Origin of the sequence: Exiguobacterium sp. KKBO11 (assembly GCF_001644945.1) — a bacterium.
GTDB lineage: Bacteria > Bacillota > Bacilli > Exiguobacteriales > Exiguobacteriaceae > Exiguobacterium_A > Exiguobacterium_A abrahamii.
Genome location: NZ_LUCU01000044.1, coordinates 1 through 24,583, shown reverse-complemented (window position 1 = coordinate 24,583; position 24,583 = coordinate 1). Strand labels below are relative to the sequence as shown.

Genomic DNA, 24,583 nt, shown 5'->3' with positions numbered 1-24,583 from the left:
AATTAGAACTGTTCGTACAGTTTTGTCAAATACGTGTAGACTTCGTCTGATGCTTGGAACATCATGACAGAATGTCCGAAGATGGCAGCTGGGTTGAAGCCATGATCGAGATCGATCGTTGATGCGATCGTGACATCACGGTCGCTGTCGAGAACGACGCGGAAGTATTTGAACTCTTGGTTAAAGTCGTTGATGGCGTTAAGAATCGGGAGATCCTCGACACCGTCTGGTACGTGTGTCACCGTACGAGCGAACAATTCGACATCAGTCGTCGTTTTACTGAAGACGATCATCATCATCGGTTCTGCTCCAGCAGGTGTTTTTTCTTGTGTCATGAAGAAGACGTGTGTCTCATTCTCACGTGCTTCCATTGGAATGCCTTTTTCAACGAGGAAAGCTTGGAATGCTTCCAAGTGTTGTTGCTGTTGTGGCGCGATTCCTTGTTCGTTTGTTTCGGGTTGACGATCTTGGTGAATCGGTGTCACTTTATTGTTCTCGTTTGATTCGTTCGAGTTACGTTCCTGGTCCATTGCAAAATCCCCCTTTATATACTATAAATTCAGTTTCAAGCATTTCAGAAGGAATTGCAACTAATGTCCGTTAAGATAGGAAGAAAATACAAAAGAGTAGAGATATGTCATGTTTGTGAATCTGCGAGCAACTGACTTGAAAATACATACCTAACAGGGTATATTAAGTGGCAGATAGAAAATCGAGGAGGAATCATCAGATGAAAACGATCATCGTAGGCGGCGTCGCTGGTGGCGCTACGGCAGCAGCACGACTGCGTCGGATTGACGAAACGGCAGAAATCATTTTGCTTGAACGGGGAAAAGAGATTTCGTTCGCGAATTGTGGACTGCCGTACTATATCGGAGATGTCATCAAAGATCGTAATAAATTACTCGTCCAAACGCCAGAAGGCATGCATGCACGGTTTAATTTAGATGTCCGCAATTTGTCGGAAGCGATTCGGATTAACCGTGAAGCGAAGACGGTCACGATCCGCAATGTTGAAACGGGTGAAGAATACGATGAATCGTACGATCATCTGATTCTTTCTCCAGGTGCAAAACCGATTCGTCCAAACATTCCAGGACTTGAAGAAGCAACGAACGTCTTTACGTTACGGAACATCCCAGATACGGACCGGATGCGGGAATACGTCGATACGACGCGTCCAGAGCAAGCAGTCGTCATCGGTGGAGGATTCATTGGTCTTGAAATGGCGGAAAACCTCGTCGAACGTGGGGCGCACGTCACCCTCGTCGAGATGGCGGATCAAGTCATGGCTCCGGTCGACCCGGAAATGGCCGCAATCGTTCATGAACATCTGCGTGCGAAAGGCGTCGAGTTGATTCTAGAAGATGGCGTCGCTCGTTTTGAAGAGGCAGGTCGCCGCGTCGTCCTGACAAGTGGACGCGTAATCGAAACAGAGATGAACATCCTATCGATTGGTGTTGCACCGGAGAGCACGCTCGCAGCAGATGCTGGTTTAACACTTGGCATCAAACAGACGATTCAAGTCGATGACCAACTACGGACATCCGATCCATCCATCTTCGCGATTGGTGACGCGATCGAAGTCAAAGACTATATCACGAAGGAAGCGACACATGTTCCACTCGCGTGGCCGGCAAACCGTCAAGGACGCCTCGTTGCTGACATCATCGCCGGACGTGACGTCCGGTACAGCGGTACGCTCGGAACAGCGGTCGCAAAAGTCTTCGACTTGACGGTCGCTTCGACCGGTAACAACGAAAAACGGTTACGTCAGCTCGGTCTACGTTACGAAGCCGTGCATCTCCACCCGGGATCGCATGCGGGGTACTACCCAGGGGCGAGTCCGATTTCGATGAAGCTACTGTTTGATCCAATCGAAGGAACGATCTACGGAGCGCAGGCAATCGGCATGACAGGTGTCGAGAAACGAATCGATGTCCTCGCGACAGCGATTAAAGGTGGATTGACAGTGCTTGATCTACCAGATCTTGAACTATCATATGCACCGCCATATAGTTCAGCGAAGGATCCGGTCAACATGGCAGGATATATTGCGTCGAACATCGTGCTTGGTGACAGTGCGAACGTTCATTGGCACGAAATCGATGCGATTGTCGCCAATGGCGGCTTATTACTCGATGTCCGTGAACCATCGGAAAACGAGTTAGGCGCGATTCCGGGATCGGTCAATATCTCGTTACCGACGTTACGTGAGAAGTTGGATGATCTGCCGAAGGATCAAACGATCTATGTGACATGCCAAGTCGGATTACGTGGATATGTTGCAAGTCAACTGTTGCAACAACACGGTTATGATGTGAAAAACTTAAGCGGCGGATACAAAACATGGTCGGTCGTGCATCGTGATCAAGAAGCACGAAGCCAAGCGAAGGAGGAGACTGCTGTGACGGTAACGAAACGTGAGCCAAAAACGAAGGCTGCACCAGAACAAGTAGCACTGCTCGATACGTGCGGTTTACAGTGCCCAGGTCCAATCTTAGAGCTGAAAACAAAAATCGATCAGATGACGGACGGCGAGCAAATTTTCGTCAAGGCGTCAGATCCAGGATTCTTGCCAGACGTTCAAGCATGGGCGAAAAAACTAGGTCACACGGTCCATTCAGCGGAAATGAATCAAGGGGTCGTCGAGGTCTTGCTTGAAAAAGGGCAAGGGGAGACACCAGCTGCAGCGCCGGTTCAAGTCAATCCGGCAGATGATGCGACGATGGTCGTCTTCAGTGGTGATCTTGATAAAGCACTTGCTTCTTTCGTCATTGCGCAAGGTGCACAAGCGATGGGAAAACAAGTGACGATGTTCTTTACGTTCTGGGGCTTGAACATCATTCGAAAACCAGACGCACCGGCAGTTGAGAAAGCAGGAATCGAACGGATGATGGGCATGATGATGCCGAAACATGCCGGGGAGCTGCCGCTCTCGAACATGAACATGGCAGGCGCCGGTCAAAAAATGATGAAAAAAGTCATGAAGGACAAACAAGTCGATGCACTCGAGACGATGATGGCAAAAGCACAAGCTGCTGGTGTCCGAATGATCGCCTGCACGATGTCGATGGATATCATGGGCATCAAGAAAGAGGAATTACTGGATGATATCGATTATGGTGGCGTCGCCAGTTACCTTGGTGCAACGGATGGTGCCAATCTGAATCTGTTCATCTAATCTAAAAACCTGTTTAAATGAACGTGTCAAACCTGACATCTGATGTGAGGTTTGACACGTTTTTTGTCGTCTGAGGTATAGATGAGTTTGATTTTTCAAAAAAAATTGCGTATGATAATTCACATGTGAAAAAAGTTTACATCTAAAAAGAGAAACTATGTGGTGGAAGTGGAGGGAATCGGATGGAGAAGCAGGTAATGGATGTAGTCAGTAGAATCAGTGATATGTTATGGACAAACGTACTGATCATCTTACTCATCGGATTAGGCATTTATTTTACATTCCGGATGCGGTTCGTTCAATTCCGGATGATACCGGAGATGTTACGCTTACTGTTCCAAGGAACGGATAAAGGGAAAGACGGCGTGTCGCCATTCCAAGCATTCGCGATTAGTACGGCAGCACGTGTCGGTACTGGTAATATCGCGGGTGTCGCGACAGCGATCGCACTCGGTGGACCAGGAGCGGTCTTCTGGATGTGGTTGATCGCCTTGATCGGTTCGGCATCGGCATTCGTCGAGAGTACACTCGCGCAGATCTACAAGGTACGGGACGATAAGGCATGGCGTGGGGGCCCTGCCTATTATATGGAGAAAGCACTCGGTCAACGTTGGTTAGGGATTTTATTTAGTATCTTGATTACGATCTCATTCGGATTTGTCTTCAATTCCGTTCAATCGAATACGATCTCGCTTTCACTTCAAAATCAATACGGCTTTGATAAGACATGGATTACGGTCGGACTAGTCGTGCTGACGGCACTCGTCATCTTTGGTGGCGTCCGTAGTATCGCAACCGTCGCGTCGTTCCTCGTACCAATCATGGCCGGTGGTTATATTCTGATCGCACTCTACATCATGGCGACGAATCTTGAAGTACTGCCAAGTATTTTTAAATTGATCTTCCAAGAAGGTCTATTCGAATTCAAGACACTCGCAGGTGGTGCAGTAGGTGCAGCACTTTTGAACGGGATTCGTCGTGGTTTGTTCTCGAACGAAGCCGGTATGGGTTCAGCGCCGAACGCGGCGGCAACAGCGGAAGTCTCTCACCCGGTCAAACAAGGGTTGATTCAATCGTTTGCGGTCTTCGTTGATACGTTGATGGTCTGTTCGGCGACAGCGATGATCGTTCTCGTCAGTGGAGTGGCAACAAAGGATGCTAGTGGTCAACCGGTAGCTGGGATCGACTTAGCGCAAGGTGCGCTCGCATCACAAGTGGGATCACTCGCGACAGGATTCATGGTCGTCGCGATTTTCCTCTTTGCTTTTAGTTCTGTCGTCGGAAACTACTACTACGGTGAATCGAATATCAACTTCATCCGTGAAAATAAACAAGTCTTGATGGCGTATCGTGTACTCGTTCTCGTCATGATCGTCTTCGGTTCACTCGTTGAATCGGCGAACCTCGTGTGGGCGTTGGCAGATATCTTCATGGGACTGATGGCGATCGTTAACTTGTATGCGATCTTCCGTCTCTCGAAAATCGCGAAACTAGCGCTCGAAGATTATGTCGGGCAACGAAAAGCTGGAAAAGAGCCACGATTCTATGCGGACTCGATTCCGAACTTGCCGGGGAAAGATGCGCTTGAAGCATGGCAAGAATCAGAAAAAGACGAAAAAGCAATTTAAGGAAAAGGGAGTCAGAGAAATCTGGCTCTTTTTTTGTATAGAACGAATTTAAAAAGGGAATACAGAGTACAGAAGGGAGGGGGAGAATGGAAAACGTACATTTCGTCCGCGTCACGGATGCGGTCTGGGAGTCGTTCGGAAACGATCCCCACATCATCATGGATTGGATTTTATTCATTCATGAGACACAACCCGATCATGAACAATTGTTCGCCCTCGAACAGACGAACGCCATCTATCATTTGATGAATCAAATCGATATCTATATTGATCAAGACACACATTACAACCTGGGACGAGCGATCGTTGGCGAAGAGTTGATCGTCAATGAGGAGAAAGCGGCGATTGTCGGTATTCTGCCCTTGCCACTCCTCATCATCTCGGCTGAGGTGATGCGGAATTTTGATCAACGGGCACTCGCTTCGATTCATGATGAAGCCGGAACACCGGGCGAATTCGAGGATATCTGGGAACAGTTCGCCGATTTACGTGCCTATTTTCAAAAGGCAGAAGAAGCGGAAGATACGATTTTAATTTATTATGTCTGAACAGCTTAAAGCATAAAAAAGAGACCCGCTTCCGAGTCGTAGACTGGAAACGGGTCTCTCGTCGTTCAGATGAACCAAGAGGCTGACTCAAAAAAGAATGCCGCGTCTTTTCACGCCCTTTCCTCAGACGAGACACAAGCCAATTTTCCTGCTTTATTCAAGCAGGAAAACGGGTCTTGTTTGTCTTACAGCGCAAAGAAGATGCGCTTTTTCCTGTAGGAGTTGCGTGAAACGCGTCATTCTTTTTGTTACGAGATAGGGTGGCAGATCATCGTTCTGCCACCCTTCTCTTTGTGGAAACGGAGTTTTGAGTCAGCCTCATCTTTTATGTGAATCGCCAGATTAAAAATCGATTTTGTCCGGATCCGGTCCGAGGCGGACATCCGTTGCGATACGATCAATTTTCTCAAGATCATCAGCATCGAGTTGGAAATCAAAGACGTCGAAGTTTTCCGCAATGCGTTCTGGTGTAACGGATTTTGGAAGAGCGACGATGCCGTTGTCGAGATGCCAACGTAAGACGACTTGTGAAGGTGTCTTGCCGTGTTTCTCTGCGATTTCCTTGAAATCGTTGATTTCGAGGAATTTCCCTTGCATGAGTGGGCTCCATGCTTCGACTTGAATGTTGTGATCTTGCAAGTATTCGTGCAGTTCGTGTTGCGGTAATTGTGGATGCAACTCGACTTGGTTGATCATTGGTGCCATCAAGCCCTCTTCTGCCAATGTATCGAGGTGATGTTCTTTGAAGTTCGAGACACCGATCGCTTTGATCTTGCCTGCTTCATACAGTTCAACCATTGCTTTCCACGCTTCGATATAGCCTTCGACCGGCCAGTGGATAAGATAGAGGTCAAGATAATCTGTTTCGAGACGTTCGAGCGATTCTGCGAATGCTTCCTTCGTCCGACCGGCACGAATATCATCGTTCCAGACTTTTGACGTTAAGAAGAGATCCTCACGTTTCACGCCGCTTTCCTTGATTCCTTTTGCGACACCGCGCTCGTTTTTGTAGACAGCAGCCGTATCGATATGACGATAGCCGACACGTAATGCTTCAGCGACAGCAGCAGGTGCTTCTGTCTCTTCATCTACTTGCCAGACACCGAATCCGATTTGGGGAATCGTAATACCGTTTGAAAGTTTTGCGTATTGCATGTGTTACTCCTCCTCATAAAACGTAGTTTAGATTTGCTCGTTTAGTTTAGCATGAACGAACGAAGACGTCCGTTTCCATGCTCATGGAGGAATGAAATAAGGTAAAATAGAAAAGAATCGTGAGATTTAATCGTGTGTTAAAAGAGGGGGAGAAAAGATGGCTCAAAAGAATAAACAGCTATCCAAATGTACTTGGCTTAGCATTGGCGCCTTGTTAGTAACGCAGGCAGTGGGTCTGTTTCTTAGTGCGCGAAAGTCAGGACGTAATCCATGGGTGTGGGGAGGCGCTGGACTCGTTCAGTTCCCGCTTCCGGCAATCGCTTACTTAATCTTAGAACGACAAGCGAAGCAGAATAAATAATAAAACAGGTCCAATCGTCGACGCGATTGGACCTGTTTTATGGTTACGAAGAAATTTTTTCTTGCTTCGTCGCTGTCTTCTTCATGCGTGGTAAGCCGAAGAAGATGGCAATTGATCCACAGACGAAGAGGAGGAACGGATAGAACAGATACGGAATCAGTTCCGGTGAAGCCGTTTTCGTCAATTCTGCTGCGATCAAAAGTTGTGCCCCGTACGGAATGATGCCTTGAATACCACAAGAGAAGATATCAAGGATACTCGCCGATTTTTTTCGATCGACTTCATACGTATCGGCGATTTCAGCTGCCAGTGGTCCAGCGACGAGAATCGAAATCGTATTGTTTGCTGTCGCGAGATTCGTTGCACTGACGAGTGCCGCCATACTGAATTCGGCACCACGACGCTGTGAAATCTTGCGTGTCAGCGTCTCTTTTAAGAAGGCGATTCCACCGTTGAACGTAATCAAGCTGACGAGACCACCCATGAGGAGCGTCAAGATGGAGATCTCCGCCATGCCCAACATGCCTTCAGACATCGAGAGGACGAATCCACTCAAGCCGAAGCTACCATCAATCATACCGATGATGCCGGTGAGTAGCGTACCACCAATTAAGACAAGGATGACATTGACGCCGAAGATCGCAAGAACGATGACAGCGAGATATGGAATCAACTTGTAGAATTCAAAGGCTTTTGCTTCGACGACGTCACCAGAACCGGAAACGAATGCGAGCAGGATGACCGTCAAAATAGCAGCCGGTAGGACGATCATGAAGTTCGTCCGGAATTTATCGCGCATGTTCGTTTTTTGGGTTCGGACGGCAGCAATCGTCGTATCCGAGATGAACGACAAGTTATCGCCAAACATCGATCCACCAACGACAGCAGCCGCTGCGATCGCAACGTTGATGCCTGTCGCTTCATGAATACCGAAGGCGATCGGTGCGAGTGCAGCAATCGTTCCGGTAGATGTCCCCATCGCCATCGAGATGAAGGCAGCGATGATGAACAGACCACTCATGAGGAGCGATGGAGGTAGAAACGTCAAAGCGGCATTAACGGTCGCATCGATGGCACCGATTGCTTCTGCTGTTCCAGAAAACGTACCGGCTAGTAAGAAGATGAAGACCATGATCATGATATCGGGATTTCCGGCACCCGTTGCAATTCGTTCAACCGTTTGATTGATCGATCCTTTCGTCGTGATTGCAGCAAAAATCAAAGCGATCAGTGCGGCGATAAGGATCGGAAATTTGTAAAAGTCGTCATAGAAGATCCCGGCTCCGATGAAGAGGACCAGGAATACGACGAGAGGAAGCAGTGCCCATTTGTTAGGCGTGATCGTTTCATTCATTGTTGACACCTCGTTTCTCAAAGATACAAAAAAAGACCCCTTCGCAAGAAAGAAGGAGGTCTTTATGAAATAAAGACGCTCTTCTTATCTCTCAAGCTTTCGCTTGCTGGATTTGGCACAGTACGAATCAAATCGTCCGCTGCCGAAACATCATTGGGCCAGTCCCTCCGTTTCTCGCGATAAAAAGAAGTCATTCAATTGTTGTAAAACACGTTTCTTACCGTACCGCATTGAGTAACGCGTGTCAACTGTACTTTACTGAAGTGCCTTTTTCAATGTTTGGACGTTTTCTTCCATCAACTTGAAATAAGAACTGTTTTGTTGCGCTTTCGTGACCGACTCTAGATTATGAATCGTCACGGATTCAGCTCCGATTTCTTTTTGGATGACACGTGCGACCTTTGGTGAGACCGTCTCTTCGAACGCGACGTATTTCAAATCATGCATCCGTGCTTCTTTCACTAAAGCGGCCAGTTGCTTTTGTGACGGTTCATCGGAAGGAGAAATTCCCGCGATCGGTAGTTGTGTGAAACCATATCGTTCTGCGAGGTAACCATAAGCGGCATGCGTAACGAGAAGTTCTTTTTTCGATCCATCAGCGACGGCTTGTTTAAATTGTTCGTCCAATTCATCAGCTTGCTGATCGAACGCTTTTAAGTTTTTCTCGAATGTTGCTTTGTCTTTTGGTACTTCTTTTGATAAAGCAGTTGTAATCGAGCGTGCCATTGCTTTTGCGTTGACAGGATCGAGCCAGACGTGTGGATCGTATTTTCCATGGTCATGACCCTCTTCTTCATGCGCATGTTCATCCGTTGCATGATCATCGTGCCCTTCTTCTTCGTGGGCATGTTCGTCTTCTGTATGCCCTTCTTCTTCATGTGCATGAAGTGTAGCATCCGATTCTAGCAAGTTGATGTCCTTACTCGTCTCGACGAAGCGGACATCCGTGCCTTTTAGACTCTCCTGGATTTTTTTCGAATACGGCTCGAGCGTCGTACCGGTTAAGAGGAACAAGTCGCCCTTGGCAATCTCAGTGAGTTGTTTTGACGTTGGCTCGTAAGAGTGGGGGTCTGCTCCAGGTGGGACGATCATCTTGACGTCGACTTGATCCCCACCGATTTCACGGGCAATAGCAGCCGTCGCGAACGTTGATGCATAGACTTCTGTCTGGGTTTTATCTGAAGTCGATGAATCGGTATTTGAACCGCAAGCAGCGAGGACACTTGCACTCGCGAAGGCGACCGTTAAAGCAGGAATGATTTTTTTCATTATATGATACCTCCATTATTAAAACGTAACTATTACGATTTGGACTTTCTCACTATAGCGGAACGCCGATGAGGCGTCAAGTACGAATACCGAGACGTTCGACTTCTTTTAAAACGGGGTAGAAGGATAATAAAGTGAAGAAACTGGCACGTCTTTTGGAGGTGATCAAGTGAAACGTGAAACTGCATGGCTAATGGGGGGAGCTGCGTTATTGACGACGGCAGCAGCGGGAGCGAGTATCTGGAACAATTATGGTGCATTGCTTCGATGGACCGAACCCGCCTTGCCACTCACAGAAAAACAACTTGCACCGCGGACGCTCACCTACAAACAGGTGGGAAACCGCATCTTACAGCTCGATCTCTATTATCCACCGGGAGAAGGACCGTTTCCAGTTGCCATCTATGCACACGGTGGTGCATTCGTTCGTGGAGAACGCGATGACATGTTCTGCTTTAGTCCAATCGTCGACCGTCTGCTTGAACTCGGAGTTGCCGTCTGTAGTATTGAGTATCGTTTGTTCGAAGAGGGCAGTTATTTTCCGGATAACCTCGAAGATGTACGGGATGCGTTATGTTTTTTGAATAAGGAAGCAGAGGGTCTTCGCATTCTAAGAGGACGGATGATGGTATGGGGAGACTCAGCCGGAGCCGCACTCATGCTGACGACGGCACTTGCCCCATCTGCTTTCGTTGGTGAGCGTGATGAGCGCCACATGCCATTGATCAGTGGTGTGATCGCTTTATATCCACCGACGAACTTTTTGTTGTTTAATTTCATTCAGACTTGGATTGCCCACATTAAGTTCTACAAGGGGGGACGAGAAGAATGGCGCAAGCTGATGACGCACGTCTCACCTGTCACACATTTATCGTCGGATGCCCCGCCCATCATGCTCTTGCATGGGAAAAAAGATCCGATTGTTCCGTTTTCTCAAGCCTTGCATTTCGTTGAGAAGGGAGCGGATGTCGGAGCCGATGTTCGTTTGTTTTCCTTCCCAAATGGCACCCACTCACTTGCCAGTTTCGCTCAGACGGAAAATCCGTTAAAGATTGAGCGATTGCTTGAACGAATTGAACGTTTCACCTGTCAGGTGCTACTGTTGGCACCGCGACAACTTCCGAATGGAAAACATGATACAATCAGTCATATTTCTTAAATGAGGGAGACAGAGACATGACTGAAATTTGTTTAGTGCGGCATGGTCAGACGGATTGGAACTTAAACGAACGGATTCAAGGAAGAGAAGATATTCCGTTAAATGCAACAGGAAGAAGACAAGCGGAACTCAGCGCCGCTTATCTATCGAATGAAGAGTGGGATGTCTTGTTAGCAAGTCCCTTGTCGCGTGCCGTTGAGACAGCGGAAATCATCGGTCGTGCTGTTGGTTTAACGATCACAGCGACAGACGAGCGACTTGTCGAACGCGAATTCGGAGCCGCTTCCGGTGAACCGGTCGCAGCGATTTACGAAGCCGTTCAAGCGAACGATACGACACTTGTACCAGGTCTTGAAACGGAACAAGCCATCCAGGACCGCGTGTTCGAGGCGCTACAGGAAGTGACACGCATGTATGAGGGGAAACGAATTCTAATCGTCTGTCACTCGCATACGATCAAGGCAGCCTTATCATCGATTGATGAGACGTTCAGTTACCGGACACCTTTGAAAAACGCGTGTGCGAATTATATCCAGCATACGGATCACTATACGATTGACCGAATCAACGTAGCGGATCACATCACGGATGAGGTCGAAAAACCTTAAGAAACGGGTGCGTTCGGATGCTCTGTCAAATATTGCTTGAATGTTTCTTTAGCGATGCTTGTGATATGGGCGCCACGTTTCGAACGACGATCCTTATACTCTTGAACGAGTTCTTCGCCAGCGAATCCATCTTCGACGACTTCGCGTAAAATCGATTCAGATAAATCATTTTTCATCATGACCATCTTACCCGTGAAGACATACGAGACGTTTTCGCTTAAGACAGTCCGTTCGAGAGGCGTGACGATCATCGCGGCAGGGTCATTATCAGGTCGTGAGATCGTGATTTCAATCAAAGCACGTAAATGTTTTGTGAACAATTCATCGACGATCGGCTGATCCGTTGGAGGAACGACGATTTCTGCAACCCACTGTGCCGTCTGTTCGGTACTGACCGTCAATCCGTCCTGAATGGCGACGGGAATCGTCGTATCACGTCCTGACTCATCCATTAAAATGCGTAATGTGCATAACTTAAAGGTTTTCATGAAAAAATGCCCTCCCTTGATCGCTTACGATTTTCCTACAGTATACCGTGAGGAATGTAAGACGGGAAACTTTTCCTGACGAAATTCGTATGAACTATGTTTAAATAAGACTAGATACTACTAAACAGGAGGATCGTTCATTATGCCGCAAGTACTCATTGGAATATTAGGAATCCTGGGTATCGTTCTACTTGCCCACCATATCATCATGTATTGGCATGCTGAACCGACAGACCGCCCGACGCTTGCATATCGCATTGCGCTCCTGATTGCCTGTTTGCTACTCATTAGTGGAAGTGATCATTTAATCAGTATTTTCTACGCGGATTCCTTAGCTGAATTCGGTCAACGCATCACGTATATCGTCTTCATCGGAGGTGCACTTGGCTTCGCATGGTACTTTCGTAAGAAGATGGAACAAGCGCCAACAGAAATGACACCTGTCGGAAACGAAGCAGGATTAACATGAGAAAAAGCGCCGTTCATCCCGATGGAGGAAGAACGGCGCTTTTTGGCGTCTTATTTTAACCCACTTGCCAGTCGAGTATCCCGAATCATGTCGAGTTTGAGCTTCCAGAGACGATCGCTGAATGTGACAGCATAAATCTCTGGCAACCGCAGCCGTTTGTACTCTTCCCACAGACGACCGATCTGTGTTTCGTGGAAGTGGCGACTTTCTTCAATCGTTGGGACCGTATAGACCAGTTCTCCATCTTTGAAGATTGGTTCAAGTAACCGCTCGACCTTGAACTGTTCGATGCGATTTCGGAACGATGGGTCCCGGACGTCGATGAGATCGACAGCTTCAAGTGTCGACGGATCTTCGTCCATCAACGTCACGTAATCGCCTTTGAACTTATCCGTCACCGGATCAATGATGCGATAGACTTCTTTGATGTGAGGTGTCGTCGTCTTGGCTTTTGACGAGGATACTTTGATGACGGGTGCGAGCTCGCCATCTACTTCACGCGCGACCAGTTTATAAACCATCCCAAGAGCCGGTTGTTCGTAAGCTGTAATACCACGTGTTCCGACGAGGAATGTATTGGCTTGGGCACCTTGGATGCGTAAGTCCTGAATGACGTACTCATCGAGGTCCCCTGACAAGACGATGTCGACTTCCGGGAAGCCAGCTTCGTCAAGCATGTTACGGGCACGTTTTGACAAGTAAGATAAGTCGCCAGAATCGATCCGGATGCCACGCAGTTTATGCCCTTTGGCTTGGAGCTCCTTCGCAACCGTGATCGCATTCGGAAGACCACTCTTGAGCGTATCGTACGTATCGACGAGTAATGTCGCCTGATCCGGATAATGAGAAGCGAATGTCCGGAATGCCGTCAATTCGTCATCGTGGAATTGAATGTCAGCATGTTCCATCGTTCCACCACACGGAATGCCGAAGTCGCGTCCTGCTGAAGCAAGGCTTGTGACGTCAAAACCAGCCAGGTACGAAGCACGCGTTCCGAAGTAAGCGGCATCGATGCCTTGCGCGCGACGGGCACCAGCTTCGAGGAACTTCGCACGGGGAGCCGATTGACGAATACGTGCGTACTTCGTCGCGATGAGCGATTCGTGGTTCGCGATGTTCAGAATCGCGGTCTGTAAGAGCTTCGCTTCAAAGATGCGTGCCTCGATCCGAATCAATGGTTCGTTCGGGAAGACGATTTCGCCTTCTTTGACACTTGAGATCGAGCCATTGAACTTGAACTGACGCAGTTCATCCTTGAACTCATCCGGGAAGCCAATCATCTCTTGCAAGTACGTGATATCTTCTTCCGTGAAACGGAGTGTTTGAATATACTCGATGATATTTTCGAGACCTGCAAAGACGACATAGCCTCCTGCGAACGGATTCGAACGGTAGTAAACATCAAAGACGGCACGTTCATTATGACGTCCTTCTTTCCAATAGATATACATCCACCGTGGTAAGTACAGATCGGTATGGAGTGCAAGATTACGTTGTAACATGACGGACAGATCCCTTCTTATTCGCCGACGACTTCTGCGCCGATCGATTGTTTAAAATGTGTAAGCGCCCACTCGTGACCAGTCGCGTTAAAGCTTGCGACCGCATCGGCATGGACGACGATACGATACCCGAGATTGTAGGCATCGACAGCTGTATGAAGGACACAAATATCCGTACAGACACCGACGAGGTGGACTTCGCGGATACCGCGTTCACGCAAGCGTAAATCGAGGTCCGTCCCGGCGAACGCACTATAACGCGTCTTGTCGATGACGTGATCGGCGACCCGTGCCATGGCTGCGACTTTCCCGAACAGATCACGTCCATGTGTTCCGCGGATATTATGTGGTGGGAAGAGGACGGTTTCCGGGTGGAATGTATCGCCTTCTTCGTGAATATCGTTGGCGATGACGACGTAGTCTTCCGTTGAAAACTCCTCCATCAACGTAGCAATTCGATCTTCAATCGCTTGTCCTGGTTTTCCACAAGTCAGCTTTCCTTCGTCAGCAACGAAATCGATCGTGTAATCAATGACAATCAGAGCGCGCATATGCGTAAGCCCCTTTCCGATTTTGAATTAGTGTTCTCTTTCACATTGTACTCTATCTCACACAGAAGGCAAAAGGAAGAAATCGGATACAAACAGGTATAGAGAAGTAAAAGAATGGGGTATAAGGTATAGGACGAAAATGATAGTAGAGGAGGAGAAAGGGATGGCTAGGTTGAATGAGTATGAAGTGGAAGAGCGTCTTGAGCGGTTGCAGGATTGGAGTGTCGTGGATGATGAAATCGTCCGGACTTATACACTTGCATCGTTTCCTGCGGCACTGGATTTCGTACAGGAAGTCGGAAGTATCGCTGAAAACTTGAATCATCATCCACGGATCGTGATCGACTATAAAAACGTCACACTTGCAGCGACGACTCATGATGAAAACGGATTGACGGAAAAAGACTTTCAACTTGCGGAGGCCTGTGATGCCATCTAAACTTTCGATTACATTCGGTAGCGGTTCGTTCGTTGAACAAATTCGTTCCCGTGATGCTCATATTCGTGTCGCTAGCGGAAGCGGCGATGCTATCCTCTGGATGGAAACAGACTCGAAATCGCCTTTTCAAAGTGGCAATACCTATACGTTGCTTGAATCACGTGGCAATTTTTCGGACGAAGGCAGTCTCTTCTACTGGTCGATTCCGGCAGATCAAAATAGCGGGGATCTATTCGTACATCAAGTGATGTCGAATCCGAAAGTCATCGGAGCAGAATATGGTGGCTTCCAGGCATTTCGGATTGGACGTGTCGAGAAGGGAACGGATCTTGCCTTATTGATTCAGTTCCAAGAGACAGGGGACGGAGCTCGTTATGCAAAATCAGTTGAACGTCTTACGGTAGACCAGTATGCTGAAGAGGCAGGGAAGTCGTTCGCGCCTTCTCCCGTCATGAAACGGTATCAAATCGTACCACCAACAAATGAGTGAGATGCAGGGGGACTAACAGATGAAGAAGAACTATTTTGTCGTAGCAACACTCGGTGGCGCACTTGTCGGCGCTACTTTATCACTACTGCATAAAGATACGCGCCAAGCGCAGTTTGCAGCAGTGAAACGGACATTCAGCGGCGCAGGAACACAATTGTCTGCCGTCAAACAAGATCCAAAAGGGCGCTTTGAGGAATTAAAAGCACTCTATACGGACAATCAGGAGACGATCCATAACCTGATTGACGACGTGAAGGACTTAGCAGAAGTACTTCGCAAATAAGCAAAAAAAGACTCACGCGTGTAGCGGAGTCCTTTGAGACTGAAGACAAAGTGTAATTTTTCTCTAACGAGAAGGATTACGCTTTTTTGTTCGTCTCGCATCGTTTTCCTGGGACAAGCATCGCGCCGCTTCAGGGTCGCTCTTGCTTGTTTTTCCCTAGGAAGCGATGTCGAGAGAACAAAATACTTCTCTAATCCTTCTTCCAAGTATCAAAAGAATGACGCGTCATACGCCACTCCTACATGAAAAAGCGCGATTTTGCGCTGTCAGAGACAAACAAGACCCGTTTTCCTGCTCGAATGGAGCGGGAAAACTGGCTTGTGTCTCGCCTGAGGAAAGGGCGTGAAAAGATGCGTCATTTTTTGAGTCAGCCCTTTTATCTACAATCTGCAAGAACTCGAGTGTGTAGCGGAGTTCTTTTTGTATGCTGGTTTACAAGTAGCGGAAGAATAATCCGAGTACGGCAAACGCGATGATGATATAGAAGAAGATCCGACCGAGTTGACCAGAACCGCTTACGAAGACAGGTCCACCGCTCGAACGACGACCGGTTTGAAACGGACGTGTGAATGGAACGGCGCGATTACCAAAGACGAATCCAAAGAGGAATCCGAGGACGAAACCGTACAAATGACCAAAGACAGCAACGTTCGATCCGAGCAACGTAAAGACTGCCGTGACCGCAGTGAAGATATACACAAGACGTGTATCATCTGCTAGGATGACCGTCCGCTTGAATCGACTCAAGTAGACATAAAAACCAAGCAAACCAAGAATGGCACCCGATGCTCCAGCTTGACCATAAAATGGTTCATTGATTTTCGTGAAGTACGTCAAGATGTTCGCCAGCGTACCAACGAGCAAGTAAAAGGCTGCAAATCGACCGTGACCAATCATCCGCTCAAGCGGTGGAGCGAAGATGACGAGAGCAAACGTATTGAACGCAATGTGCCAAAAATCGTAATGCAAGAACGTTGCTGTGACGACACGCCACCATTCACCTTGTTCAATTAAGAGATTGATGGATGCCCCTGCATTTAGAGGAGAGAATGTCAGATTAAGGAGTGGGCCCAACTGTTCGATGACAAACAGTGCAACTTGGATTAAAATGAACAACGAAACGACCGGATAAGAACGTGTGAACGTTTGTAGGTTTTCCGTTCGACTAAACATGACAACACCTCGCTTCATCTTCATTCTATATGAAGATGGCGAAGAATAGAACTGTGGAGGCGTCTCAGATGATTTATGGAATTGGAATCGATTTGGTCGAACTGAATCGAATCGAGCAAACGCTCGAGCGACAGCCACGTTTTGCTGGGAGAATCTTAACCCAGGCAGAGCAGGAACGATTTCAATCGCTCTCGGGACATCGTCGCATCGAGTATCTCGCTGGACGTTTCGCCGCAAAGGAAGCGTTCGTCAAAGCATTCGGAACCGGCGTCGGAAAAGAAGTCTCTTGGCAAGACGTTGAAGTCTTAAACGATGAGACAGGGCGACCGATCATGAGTGGACCATTCGATGGCGTCATCCACGTCTCGATCACACATTCTGAGCATTATGCATCTGCGCAAGTCTTATTAGAGAAGAGGGAATGGGATGTACCGACCAACTTGGATTGAAATCGATCGGGAAGCGATCGCACATAATATACGCGAAATCAAAACACGGATGGGCGAGCAACAGGTGATGGCGGTCGTCAAAGCGGACGGCTATGGTCACGGGGCAGTGACAGTCGCTGAGATCGCTCTTGAGAACGGAGCCGACTTACTCGCTGTCGCACTCCTTGAAGAAGCGATCGAGTTACGCGAAGCGGGCATCCAAGCACCGATCCTGATGCTTGAAGCCTTACTACCAGAACATGCACCAGTCGCTTCGAATTATGATGTCGCCGTTCCTGTCTTTTCAGCCGATTGGCTTCAGGAAGCGAAACGTCATTTGACGGAAATCGATCATCTCCGCTTGCATATCAAGATCGATACGGGAATGGGACGACTCGGACTACAACATGTCGATGAGTTGAAGCGAATTCTTGCTGAGTGCGATGATGATCTCGTCGAGCTCGAAGGCATCTATACGCATTTCGCGACCGCTGACGAGTTGAACAGTCAGTTATTCGAGCGCCAGCTCAAGACATTTTTATCGTATGTCGCACTAGTACCGGATATCCGTTACGTCCACTGTGCCAATTCGGCGGCAGCGATTCGTTTAGCAGGTCAAGCGCCGTTTAACGTCGTACGAGTCGGTATCGCGTTATATGGGGCGATGCCGTCGGATGAGATGGCAGGACATTACGAATTCTTAAAGCCAGCGTTTTCACTGAAAAGTCGTCTGATGCAGGTCAAACAAGTCGAACCGGGTCAAACGATTAGTTACGGAGCGACCTATACAGCGCCGACGGATGAATGGATCGGTACCGTTCCGATCGGTTACGCGGATGGCTGGTCACGCAAGTTCCAAGGCTATTCGTTGATCGTAGACGGTCTACCGTGCGAAATCGTCGGTCGTGTCTGCATGGATCGGCTCATGATTCGTTTACCGCGGGAATATCCGATTGGAACGGAAGTCATCCTGATTGGAGAAGGGGCACCGATCGAGGAAGCAGCCCATTGGCTCGGAACGATCAACTATGAAGTTCTCTGTCAATTCTCTAAGCGTGTTCCGCGTCAATGATTCGTACAAGACATCAATAAGATGGCAAAAATATGTTATTTGTTTGAATTTTGATTGTATTTTCTGAATTCGACTGATATATTGAAGTAGAAAGTGAGTCGTTCGTTAAGGTTTCAGTGAATCTGGAGGTGCCATTATCTTGGTCCAACAACGGGAAATGCAGTTTGTTGAGCGAAATGTAGCGAAGGAGACGATTGGGATGAAGTCGAACCATACGACCGAAGAACGCAAGCGTCAGCTACGTGAGGAATTGAAGCGTGGTTACGAAGAAATGGCAGCAATCAATTTATCGATCGTTGGCGAAATGTTCCAGATTGAAACGGAGGCGGAGTTCTCACTCCTACGTCAAGTAAGCGGGGTGTAAGCTTTGATAGTCAAACGTGGCGACGTGTTTTATGCAAATTTGTCACCTGTGGTCGGATCGGAACAAGGGGGAGTTCGTCCCGTGCTTGTTCTACAAAATGATATTGGTAACCGATTCAGCCCGACAGTCATCGTGGCTGCGATCACGGCACAGATCGACAAAGCCAAACTACCGACCCATGTGGAAGTATATCGAGAGCGACACGGATTAGAACGTGATTCGGTCATCTTACTTGAGCAAATCCGGACAATTGATAAACGCCGTCTAACGGATAAAGTCACACATCTAGATCCAGACACGATGATGAAGGTAAATAGTGCCGTCGCAATCAGCTTAGGCTTGGTTGATTTTTAGGCACTTACATAGAAGCGCAACACAAGAAGAGTCGATACTAGCGTATGCGACTTTTTTTGACCTCTTTTTTTATAAAATAGGTTTTAAAGTTTTCACTTCGGGGAAACATACCCAAGTGACCTTTTTATAAAGGGATGAGGTAGGATGAATAGCAAGACCACATAGACAGATTTTCCTTGAGGAGGAACTTGAAGATGGATTTAACAATTAAAACAGAGCAGCTTGACGGTCAGACGCATCTTTATATCGCAGGTGAGATTGATACGTATACAGCACCAAAGCTTCGCCAAGAACTAGTCCCGGCAGTTGAAACAAACGATGTCGTCGTCCATTTGGACGAAGTACACTACATGGATTCGACAGGTCTCGGCGTGTTCGTCGGAGCGCTCAAAGCAGCGAAAAAGAACGGTACATCGTTCACGCTCGTCGGCGTTTCTGAACGCATCCGTCGTCTATTCGAAATCACAGGTCTTTCAAGCATCATTACAATTGATAGTGGTGTAAGAGGTGGAACGCAATGAAGAACGAACAACTAAACATGACATTACCGGCAAAACCGGAATATGTAGCCATTGCTCGTTTGACGGTTTCAGGCGTCGCGAACCGGATGGGATATACGTATGATGACATCGAAGATATCAAGATCGCTGTCTCGGAAGCATGCGCGAACGCTGTTCAACATGCGTACGAAGGAAAAGAAGATGGTAGCATCGCCTTGACATGTAACGTCTATCCAGATGATCGTCTTGAGATTGTCGTCAAGGATAACGGCATTACGTTCGATAAAGATGAGGTCAAACGCCAAAGTGAACCGATTACGGATGCACACGATCTCGATTCCTTGCATGAAGGAGGACTCGGCATCTTGATGATCGAAGCGTTGATGGATCAAGTAACGATCGAGAAAGCGAACGGCGTCACTGTCCATATGACAAAATATATGAATAGAGATGAGGTGGGTCAAAGTGCCAGCAAAGTCTCAACAACGCCATCACAGTGATGATGAAGTACTTCGACTGATTGATTTGTATCAGCAGGACGACCAAGATGAGGAAGTGCATGCGGCATTACTCGAGCGTTATTCAGACTTGGTAGAAGCTTTGGCCCGGAAGTTCTCGCGTGGTCGACCGATTCATGACGATCTCGTTCAGGTCGGTATGATTGGGTTGCTCGCAGCGCTTCGCCGCTTCGATAAAGAATTCGGTCGCAGTTTTGAGTCGTTTGCTGTTCCGACGATCATCGGTGAAATCAAACGTTTCATCCGCGATAAGACATGGAGCGTTCACGTTCCACGTCGCATCAAGGAACTCGGACCGAAAATCAAGAAAGCAGTGGAAGAATTGACGACGGAGTTGCAACGCTCTCCGCGCATTGATGAAATTGCTGCGCGTCTTGAAGTATCGGAAGAGGAAGTCCTCGAAACACTTGAGATGGGTAAAAGCTATCAAGCATTATCCGTCGATAGTTCGATTGAGGCAGATCAGGAAGGTAGTACTGTTACGTTACTCGACCTCGTCGGGAATCAAGAAAACGGCTACGACTCCGTCGATCAGCGTCTGATTCTTGAAAAGGCATTTGCTGTCTTAACGGACCGCGAACGTTCGATTCTCGAATGTGCCTACTACCGCAATATGAGTCAAAAAGAAACGGGCGAATTACTCGGCATTTCACAAATGCACGTTTCCCGTCTCCAACGACGTGCTTTGCAGAAGTTACGTGAAGCGATCAAAGTTGAACCAAATGAAGTATTCTCAAAAGACTGACCTCGTGTCAGTCTTTTTTCTTTTCCATGCGTTCTTCGGTATAATGAATGAGAGGTGAAGCAGATGGAAAAGAGAATCGCAAGTGAATTGAATGTACGTCCTGCGCAAGTGAAGGCAGTCTTACAATTGACGGAAGAAGGCGGTACGATTCCGTTCATCGCCCGCTACCGGAAAGAACAGACAGGTGAACTCGATGAGGTCGCGATCAAAGCGATTCTCGATCGACATAAACAATTAACGCAACTTGAAAGCAGACGGAGCGACGTCCTTGAAAAGATTGAGGAACAAGGTGGACTGACGCCGGAACTTCGTCGAACACTTGAAGAAGCGACGACGTTACAGCAAGTCGAAGATATCTATTTACCATTTCGACCAAAACGTCGGACGAAAGCGGAAATCGCACGGGAAGCAGGGCTTGCACCACTTGCCGACTGGTTCCGCGACAAGTCTGCTTATGATGAAGCGACATTCCATCGCTTGAGCAATGGGCTGGATTCGGAAGAAGCGCTGACTGGGGCACAATCGATCATTGCCGAGGAGTGGGGCGAACAAGCGACGGTGCGTGAGTTCATTCGTAAGCAAATGCGCCGTTCAGCAGAAATCGTCACGAAACAGAAAAAGGATGCAGTCGATGAAAAAGGCGTCTTTGCACAGTATTATGCCTACAGTGAGCGGATCCAACAGATCGTTCCGCACCGGATTCTTGCGATTAACCGTGCGGAAGCATTGAAAATCGTTTCTGTGAAAGTCGTGTTAGAGGAACAACAGGTTTTACCGACATTGCTTCGTTCCTACGCACAACTGGCGCCAAAGAAACGTGATATCGTCGAAGCAGCGATCACGACGGGCTATAAAAAATCCGTCTTTCCTGCCATCGAACGAGAAATTCGAAATGAACTGACGGAAAAGGCAGAGCTCCAAGCAATCGACGTCTTTGGTAAGAACCTCCGCCAACTCTACATGCAGCCACCGATGAAAGGGAAAGTCATGTTGGGACTGGATCCGGCTTACCGGACAGGATGTAAGTGGGCAGTCATCGATCCGACAGGTGAAATGAAAGAAGTCGGCGTCATCTACGTGACGATGTCAGAACAAAAAGCGAAAGAAGCACGTCAAACTCTTTCGCAGCTCGTCGATACATACGGGATCGAATTGATTGCGATCGGCAATGGTACAGCTTCGCGGGAAACAGAAGCATTCGTTGCGGACTGGATGCAGGGGCAAAAAGATATCGCCTTTACGATCGTCGACGAGGCAGGGGCAAGTATTTATTCCGCTTCAGAGATTGCCCGGACAGAGTTCCCAGAGCTTCAGGTTGAACAACGATCCGCGATTTCGATTGCGCGTCGCCTGCAGGATCCACTGGCTGAACTTGTCAAAGTCGACCCGCAGTCTGTCGGAGTCGGTCAATATCAACATGATGTCTCGCAAACAAAACTGAAGGAGACGCTTGATTTTGTCGTCGAGACGGTCGTCAACCAAGTCGGAGTTGATGTTAATACAGCGTCAGAACCGCTTTTGAGTTATGTCGCAGGAATCACGAAGGCGACGGCGAAAAAAATCGTCGAACGCCGCTCGGAACTTGGGACGTTCAAGACGCGTCAGGAATTATTGAAAGTTCCTCGTCTTGGTGCAAAGGCATATGAACAGGCAGCAGGATTCCTACGAATTCTAGAAGGTACGCATCCGCTCGACCGGACGCCGATTCATCCGGAACAGTACAAAACAGTCGAGAAGTTATTTAAGACACTCGGCTTAACGCTGGATCAAGTTGGAACGGATGCGGTGCGGGAACAATTGTCTACATTGTCATTACCGGAGATGGCACAGACGCTCGAGATCGGAGAGCCGACATTACGTGACATCATCGAAGCGTTACAACGTCCGGGTCGTGACCCTCGGGAAGCGCTCGATAAACCGTTGCTCCGCCACGATGTTCTATCGATGGATATGATCCAAGTCGGGATGGAGTTCCAAGGAACGGTCCGAAATGTTCTTGATTTTGGTGCGTTCGTTGATATCGGAGTGAAAGAGAATGGTTTAATTCATATCTCGAAGCTCAGTCGTAAACGTGTCAAGCATCCACTTGATGTCGTCGCTGTCGGGGATATCGTGACAGTATGGGTGACGAATGTTGAACCAGAGCGGGGACGGATTGGTTTGACACTGGTTCCGCCGAAATGACGAATGAACAATTACAACGATACGTCGAGCAACTTTCGCTCGACGTATTTTCCTTACCGTTTCGACATAAAGCTTATTTTAATCCACGGCTGAAGACGACAGGTGGTCGCTATTTCTTAGGCGATCATCATTTAGACTTCAATAAACGATATATCGATGACATGAAAGTCTTCCGCGGAATCGTGATTCATGAACTGTGTCACTATCATTTACATCTAGCAGGAATGGGACACCGTCATCAAGATCAAGACTTCAAGGAATGGTTAGAGCGCTATGGTGGGCTTCGATACAGTCCCAGAAGACAAGAAGACGAAAAAAAATCCTATCTTTATGAATGTGAGAAATGCAGCACATTATATAGAAGGAAAAGACGCATGAATACGGAAAGATATCGATGTGGTCGATGTCGTGGAAAGATTTTTTACAAAAGTAGTTGACGTTCATTTCGGAGCATGATAAATTATAGAAGTCGTCAAAACGACAGCAACTAAACAACTTATCGTCGCTAAAAACTTTTTTAAAAAAGCATTGACGGAAAGAAAAAAAGTTGCTACTATATAAAAGTGTTCCGAACAGAACGTAACGTTCCGCAATAGCTCAGCGGTAGAGCAACCGGCTGTTAACCGGTAGGTCGTAGGTTCAAATCCTACTTGCGGAGCCATTCTTTTGGAGATGTACCCAAGTGGCTATAAGGGGCGCCCCTGCTAAGGGTGTAGGCCGGGAAACTGGTGCGAGGGTTCGAATCCCTCCATCTCCGCCAGACCTCTTATGTGAAAATGTTTCTTGAGAATAATTATTAATTACGATATGGCCCGTTGGTCAAGCGGTTAAGACACCGCCCTTTCACGGCGGTAACACGGGTTCGAATCCCGTACGGGTCACCATATGGAGGATTAGCTCAGCTGGGAGAGCACCTGCCTTACAAGCAGGGGGTCGGCGGTTCGATCCCGTCATCCTCCACCATTTCTTTTTAAAGAGTTGTTTACAACTTCAAATTGCGGTCCTGTGGTGTAGCGGTTAACATGCCTGCCTGTCACGCAGGAGATCGCGGGTTCGAATCCCGTCAGGACCGCCATTTTTGGGCTGTAGCCAAGTGGTAAGGCACTGGATTTTGATTCCAGCACGCGAAGGTTCGATCCCTTCCAGCCCAGTTTTTATGTGTCATTAGCTCAGTTGGTAGAGCATCTGACTTTTAATCAGAGGGTCGCAGGTTCGAATCCTGCATGACACACCATTTTTAATTTCATATTTGCGGTCGTGGCGGAATCGGTAGACGCGCTAGGTTGAGGGCCTAGTGGTGGCAACATCGTGGAGGTTCAAGTCCTCTCGACCGCACCATATCGCACCCTTAGCTCAGCTGGATAGAGTACTTGACTACGAATCAAGGGGTCGGGAGTTCGAATCTCTCAGGGTGCACCATATTTTGTTTGCTTTGACGGGCCTATAGCTCAGCTGGTTAGAGCGCACGCCTGATAAGCGTGAGGTCGGTGGTTCGAGTCCACTTAGGCCCACCATTTTCAAAACAAACAATGACGAACTTTGAAAACTGAACGATGAGGCAAAAATCGTATTCTACGGAATACAAAAACGAATGAAGCGCAAGCTTCGTCAATCGTGACTTCGGTCACACAACGAGCAAGTCAAACACTTCATGGAGAGTTTGATCCTGGCTCAGGACGAACGCTGGCGGCGTGCCTAATACATGCAAGTCGAGCGCAGGAAACTGACGGAACTCTTCGGAGGGAAGGCAGTGGAAT

Annotated in this window: 27 protein-coding genes, 10 tRNA genes, 1 rRNA gene and 1 riboswitch; of the genes, 30 read left to right on the top strand and 8 right to left on the bottom strand. The window is 47.9% G+C overall.

Annotation, left to right across the window (positions count from 1 at the left end; all coding sequences use genetic code 11):
- Positions 1-2: 2 nt before the first annotated feature.
- A complete protein-coding gene (locus AYO36_RS12890; protein WP_023469644.1) occupies positions 3-530 on the bottom strand; it encodes a type III secretion system chaperone family protein in 528 nt (175 codons plus the stop codon).
- Between the two features lie 200 nt (positions 531-730).
- Here AYO36_RS12890 and AYO36_RS12885 point away from each other — a divergent pair, with 200 nt between their 5' ends.
- From AYO36_RS12885 to AYO36_RS12875, 3 genes are all read left to right on the top strand, one after another.
- The gene (locus AYO36_RS12885; RefSeq protein WP_064300655.1) at positions 731-3,184 is read left to right on the top strand and encodes a CoA-disulfide reductase; all 2,454 of its coding nucleotides are present in this window, start codon (positions 731-733) and stop codon (positions 3,182-3,184) included.
- 182 nt (positions 3,185-3,366) lie between these two features.
- Positions 3,367-4,812, top strand: a complete 1,446-nt coding sequence (locus tag AYO36_RS12880) for an alanine/glycine:cation symporter family protein (protein WP_064300654.1) — start codon at positions 3,367-3,369, stop codon at positions 4,810-4,812.
- Between the two features lie 86 nt (positions 4,813-4,898).
- Positions 4,899-5,360 (top strand): hypothetical protein, encoded by a 462-nt coding sequence (locus AYO36_RS12875; RefSeq protein WP_029342856.1) that lies wholly within the window; start codon positions 4,899-4,901, stop codon positions 5,358-5,360.
- 342 nt (positions 5,361-5,702) lie between these two features.
- Here AYO36_RS12875 and AYO36_RS12870 read toward each other — a convergent pair whose 3' ends face one another.
- Positions 5,703-6,515 carry an aldo/keto reductase gene (locus AYO36_RS12870; protein ID WP_064300653.1) on the bottom strand — a complete coding sequence of 271 codons (813 nt, stop codon included), beginning with the start codon at positions 6,513-6,515 and terminating at the stop codon, positions 5,703-5,705.
- Between the two features lie 157 nt (positions 6,516-6,672).
- On the opposite strand from AYO36_RS12870, the gene AYO36_RS12865 reads away from it, so the two are divergent.
- Positions 6,673-6,876, top strand: coding sequence for a hypothetical protein (locus AYO36_RS12865; protein WP_064300652.1), 204 nt, complete (start codon positions 6,673-6,675; stop codon positions 6,874-6,876).
- A gap of 43 nt (positions 6,877-6,919) precedes the next feature.
- On the opposite strand, the gene AYO36_RS12860 is transcribed toward AYO36_RS12865, so the two are convergent.
- Complete coding sequence (locus tag AYO36_RS12860; protein WP_064300651.1) at positions 6,920-8,230, bottom strand: Na+/H+ antiporter NhaC family protein; 1,311 nt, start codon at positions 8,228-8,230, stop codon at positions 6,920-6,922.
- An 81-nt stretch (positions 8,231-8,311) separates the two neighbouring features.
- Positions 8,312-8,416: riboswitch (SAM riboswitch) on the bottom strand.
- A gap of 69 nt (positions 8,417-8,485) precedes the next feature.
- Positions 8,486-9,499: a metal ABC transporter solute-binding protein, Zn/Mn family gene (locus AYO36_RS12855; protein WP_064300650.1), complete on the bottom strand. Its 1,014-nt coding sequence runs from the start codon at positions 9,497-9,499 to the stop codon at positions 8,486-8,488.
- Between the two features lie 169 nt (positions 9,500-9,668).
- On the opposite strand from AYO36_RS12855, the gene AYO36_RS12850 reads away from it, so the two are divergent.
- Both AYO36_RS12850 and AYO36_RS12845 read left to right on the top strand, forming a co-directional pair.
- On the top strand, positions 9,669-10,658 hold the full coding sequence (locus AYO36_RS12850) for an alpha/beta hydrolase (RefSeq protein ID WP_064300649.1): 990 nt from the start codon (positions 9,669-9,671) through the stop codon (positions 10,656-10,658).
- 17 nt (positions 10,659-10,675) lie between these two features.
- Entirely contained in the window at positions 10,676-11,266 is a 591-nt protein-coding gene (locus AYO36_RS12845) for a histidine phosphatase family protein (RefSeq protein ID WP_064300648.1), read from the top strand.
- Here the strand turns inward: AYO36_RS12845 and AYO36_RS12840 are convergent.
- A complete protein-coding gene (locus AYO36_RS12840) occupies positions 11,263-11,754 on the bottom strand; it encodes a YwpF family protein (RefSeq protein ID WP_050678476.1) in 492 nt (163 codons plus the stop codon). The genes AYO36_RS12845 and AYO36_RS12840 overlap by 4 nt on opposite strands.
- A 142-nt stretch (positions 11,755-11,896) precedes the next feature.
- Here AYO36_RS12840 and AYO36_RS12835 point away from each other — a divergent pair, with 142 nt between their 5' ends.
- Positions 11,897-12,223 carry a hypothetical protein gene (locus tag AYO36_RS12835; protein WP_029342848.1) on the top strand — a complete coding sequence of 109 codons (327 nt, stop codon included), beginning with the start codon at positions 11,897-11,899 and terminating at the stop codon, positions 12,221-12,223.
- 50 nt (positions 12,224-12,273) lie between these two features.
- Here AYO36_RS12835 and AYO36_RS12830 read toward each other — a convergent pair whose 3' ends face one another.
- Positions 12,274-13,725, bottom strand: coding sequence for a nicotinate phosphoribosyltransferase (locus AYO36_RS12830; protein ID WP_029342847.1), 1,452 nt, complete (start codon positions 13,723-13,725; stop codon positions 12,274-12,276).
- 17 nt (positions 13,726-13,742) lie between these two features.
- On the bottom strand, positions 13,743-14,276 hold the full coding sequence (locus tag AYO36_RS12825; protein ID WP_064300647.1) for a cysteine hydrolase family protein: 534 nt from the start codon (positions 14,274-14,276) through the stop codon (positions 13,743-13,745).
- Between the two features lie 163 nt (positions 14,277-14,439).
- On the opposite strand from AYO36_RS12825, the gene AYO36_RS12820 reads away from it, so the two are divergent.
- Genes AYO36_RS12820 through AYO36_RS12810 form a run of 3 tightly spaced genes read left to right on the top strand, consistent with a single transcriptional unit; the run spans position 14,440 to position 15,488 of the window.
- A complete protein-coding gene (locus AYO36_RS12820; RefSeq protein WP_023469630.1) occupies positions 14,440-14,715 on the top strand; it encodes a 4a-hydroxytetrahydrobiopterin dehydratase in 276 nt (91 codons plus the stop codon).
- On the top strand, positions 14,705-15,205 hold the full coding sequence (locus AYO36_RS12815; protein WP_023469629.1) for a hypothetical protein: 501 nt from the start codon (positions 14,705-14,707) through the stop codon (positions 15,203-15,205). Before AYO36_RS12820 ends, AYO36_RS12815 begins: the two co-directional genes overlap by 11 nt.
- A gap of 19 nt (positions 15,206-15,224) precedes the next feature.
- Complete coding sequence (locus AYO36_RS12810) at positions 15,225-15,488, top strand: hypothetical protein (protein WP_023469628.1); 264 nt, start codon at positions 15,225-15,227, stop codon at positions 15,486-15,488.
- Between the two features lie 432 nt (positions 15,489-15,920).
- Here AYO36_RS12810 and AYO36_RS12805 read toward each other — a convergent pair whose 3' ends face one another.
- Positions 15,921-16,661 (bottom strand): rhomboid family intramembrane serine protease, encoded by a 741-nt coding sequence (locus tag AYO36_RS12805; RefSeq protein ID WP_064300646.1) that lies wholly within the window; start codon positions 16,659-16,661, stop codon positions 15,921-15,923.
- 68 nt (positions 16,662-16,729) lie between these two features.
- Between AYO36_RS12805 and acpS the strand changes: the two genes are divergently transcribed.
- The 20 genes from acpS to AYO36_RS12705 form a co-directional block, all read left to right on the top strand.
- Complete coding sequence (gene acpS / locus AYO36_RS12800) at positions 16,730-17,110, top strand: holo-ACP synthase (protein ID WP_050679019.1); 381 nt, start codon at positions 16,730-16,732, stop codon at positions 17,108-17,110.
- Positions 17,088-18,161, top strand: a complete 1,074-nt coding sequence (gene alr, locus AYO36_RS12795) for an alanine racemase (protein WP_050679020.1) — start codon at positions 17,088-17,090, stop codon at positions 18,159-18,161. Before acpS ends, alr begins: the two co-directional genes overlap by 23 nt.
- 139 nt (positions 18,162-18,300) lie before the next feature.
- The gene (locus tag AYO36_RS12790; RefSeq protein ID WP_023469624.1) at positions 18,301-18,525 is read left to right on the top strand and encodes a hypothetical protein; all 225 of its coding nucleotides are present in this window, start codon (positions 18,301-18,303) and stop codon (positions 18,523-18,525) included.
- A 3-nt stretch (positions 18,526-18,528) separates the two neighbouring features.
- A complete protein-coding gene (locus AYO36_RS12785; RefSeq protein WP_023469623.1) occupies positions 18,529-18,879 on the top strand; it encodes a type II toxin-antitoxin system PemK/MazF family toxin in 351 nt (116 codons plus the stop codon).
- A gap of 194 nt (positions 18,880-19,073) precedes the next feature.
- Positions 19,074-19,400 (top strand): STAS domain-containing protein, encoded by a 327-nt coding sequence (locus tag AYO36_RS12780; protein ID WP_023469622.1) that lies wholly within the window; start codon positions 19,074-19,076, stop codon positions 19,398-19,400.
- The gene (gene rsbW, locus AYO36_RS12775) at positions 19,397-19,879 is read left to right on the top strand and encodes an anti-sigma B factor RsbW (RefSeq protein ID WP_023469621.1); all 483 of its coding nucleotides are present in this window, start codon (positions 19,397-19,399) and stop codon (positions 19,877-19,879) included. The genes AYO36_RS12780 and rsbW overlap by 4 nt, the downstream gene beginning before the upstream one ends.
- Positions 19,845-20,642 (top strand): RNA polymerase sigma factor SigB, encoded by a 798-nt coding sequence (sigB, locus tag AYO36_RS12770; RefSeq protein ID WP_023469620.1) that lies wholly within the window; start codon positions 19,845-19,847, stop codon positions 20,640-20,642. Before rsbW ends, sigB begins: the two co-directional genes overlap by 35 nt.
- A 63-nt stretch (positions 20,643-20,705) precedes the next feature.
- Positions 20,706-22,826: a Tex family protein gene (locus tag AYO36_RS12765; RefSeq protein ID WP_064300645.1), complete on the top strand. Its 2,121-nt coding sequence runs from the start codon at positions 20,706-20,708 to the stop codon at positions 22,824-22,826.
- Positions 22,823-23,263 carry a SprT family protein gene (locus AYO36_RS12760; RefSeq protein WP_064300644.1) on the top strand — a complete coding sequence of 147 codons (441 nt, stop codon included), beginning with the start codon at positions 22,823-22,825 and terminating at the stop codon, positions 23,261-23,263. Before AYO36_RS12765 ends, AYO36_RS12760 begins: the two co-directional genes overlap by 4 nt.
- A 149-nt stretch (positions 23,264-23,412) precedes the next feature.
- A tRNA-Asn gene (locus tag AYO36_RS12755) sits at positions 23,413-23,487 on the top strand.
- A gap of 7 nt (positions 23,488-23,494) precedes the next feature.
- Positions 23,495-23,586, top strand: a tRNA-Ser gene (locus AYO36_RS12750).
- Between the two features lie 49 nt (positions 23,587-23,635).
- A tRNA-Glu gene (locus tag AYO36_RS12745) sits at positions 23,636-23,710 on the top strand.
- Between the two features lie 3 nt (positions 23,711-23,713).
- Positions 23,714-23,789: transfer RNA gene (locus AYO36_RS12740), tRNA-Val, on the top strand.
- Between the two features lie 36 nt (positions 23,790-23,825).
- Positions 23,826-23,901, top strand: a tRNA-Asp gene (locus AYO36_RS12735).
- A gap of 4 nt (positions 23,902-23,905) precedes the next feature.
- Positions 23,906-23,977, top strand: a tRNA-Gln gene (locus AYO36_RS12730).
- 7 nt (positions 23,978-23,984) lie between these two features.
- Positions 23,985-24,060 (top strand) — tRNA-Lys (locus tag AYO36_RS12725).
- Between the two features lie 17 nt (positions 24,061-24,077).
- Positions 24,078-24,164: transfer RNA gene (locus tag AYO36_RS12720), tRNA-Leu, on the top strand.
- A gap of 4 nt (positions 24,165-24,168) precedes the next feature.
- A tRNA-Arg gene (locus tag AYO36_RS12715) sits at positions 24,169-24,245 on the top strand.
- A gap of 18 nt (positions 24,246-24,263) precedes the next feature.
- Positions 24,264-24,340 (top strand) — tRNA-Ile (locus tag AYO36_RS12710).
- A 134-nt stretch (positions 24,341-24,474) separates the two neighbouring features.
- Positions 24,475-24,583: ribosomal RNA gene (locus AYO36_RS12705) — 16S ribosomal RNA — on the top strand; the annotation flags it as partial.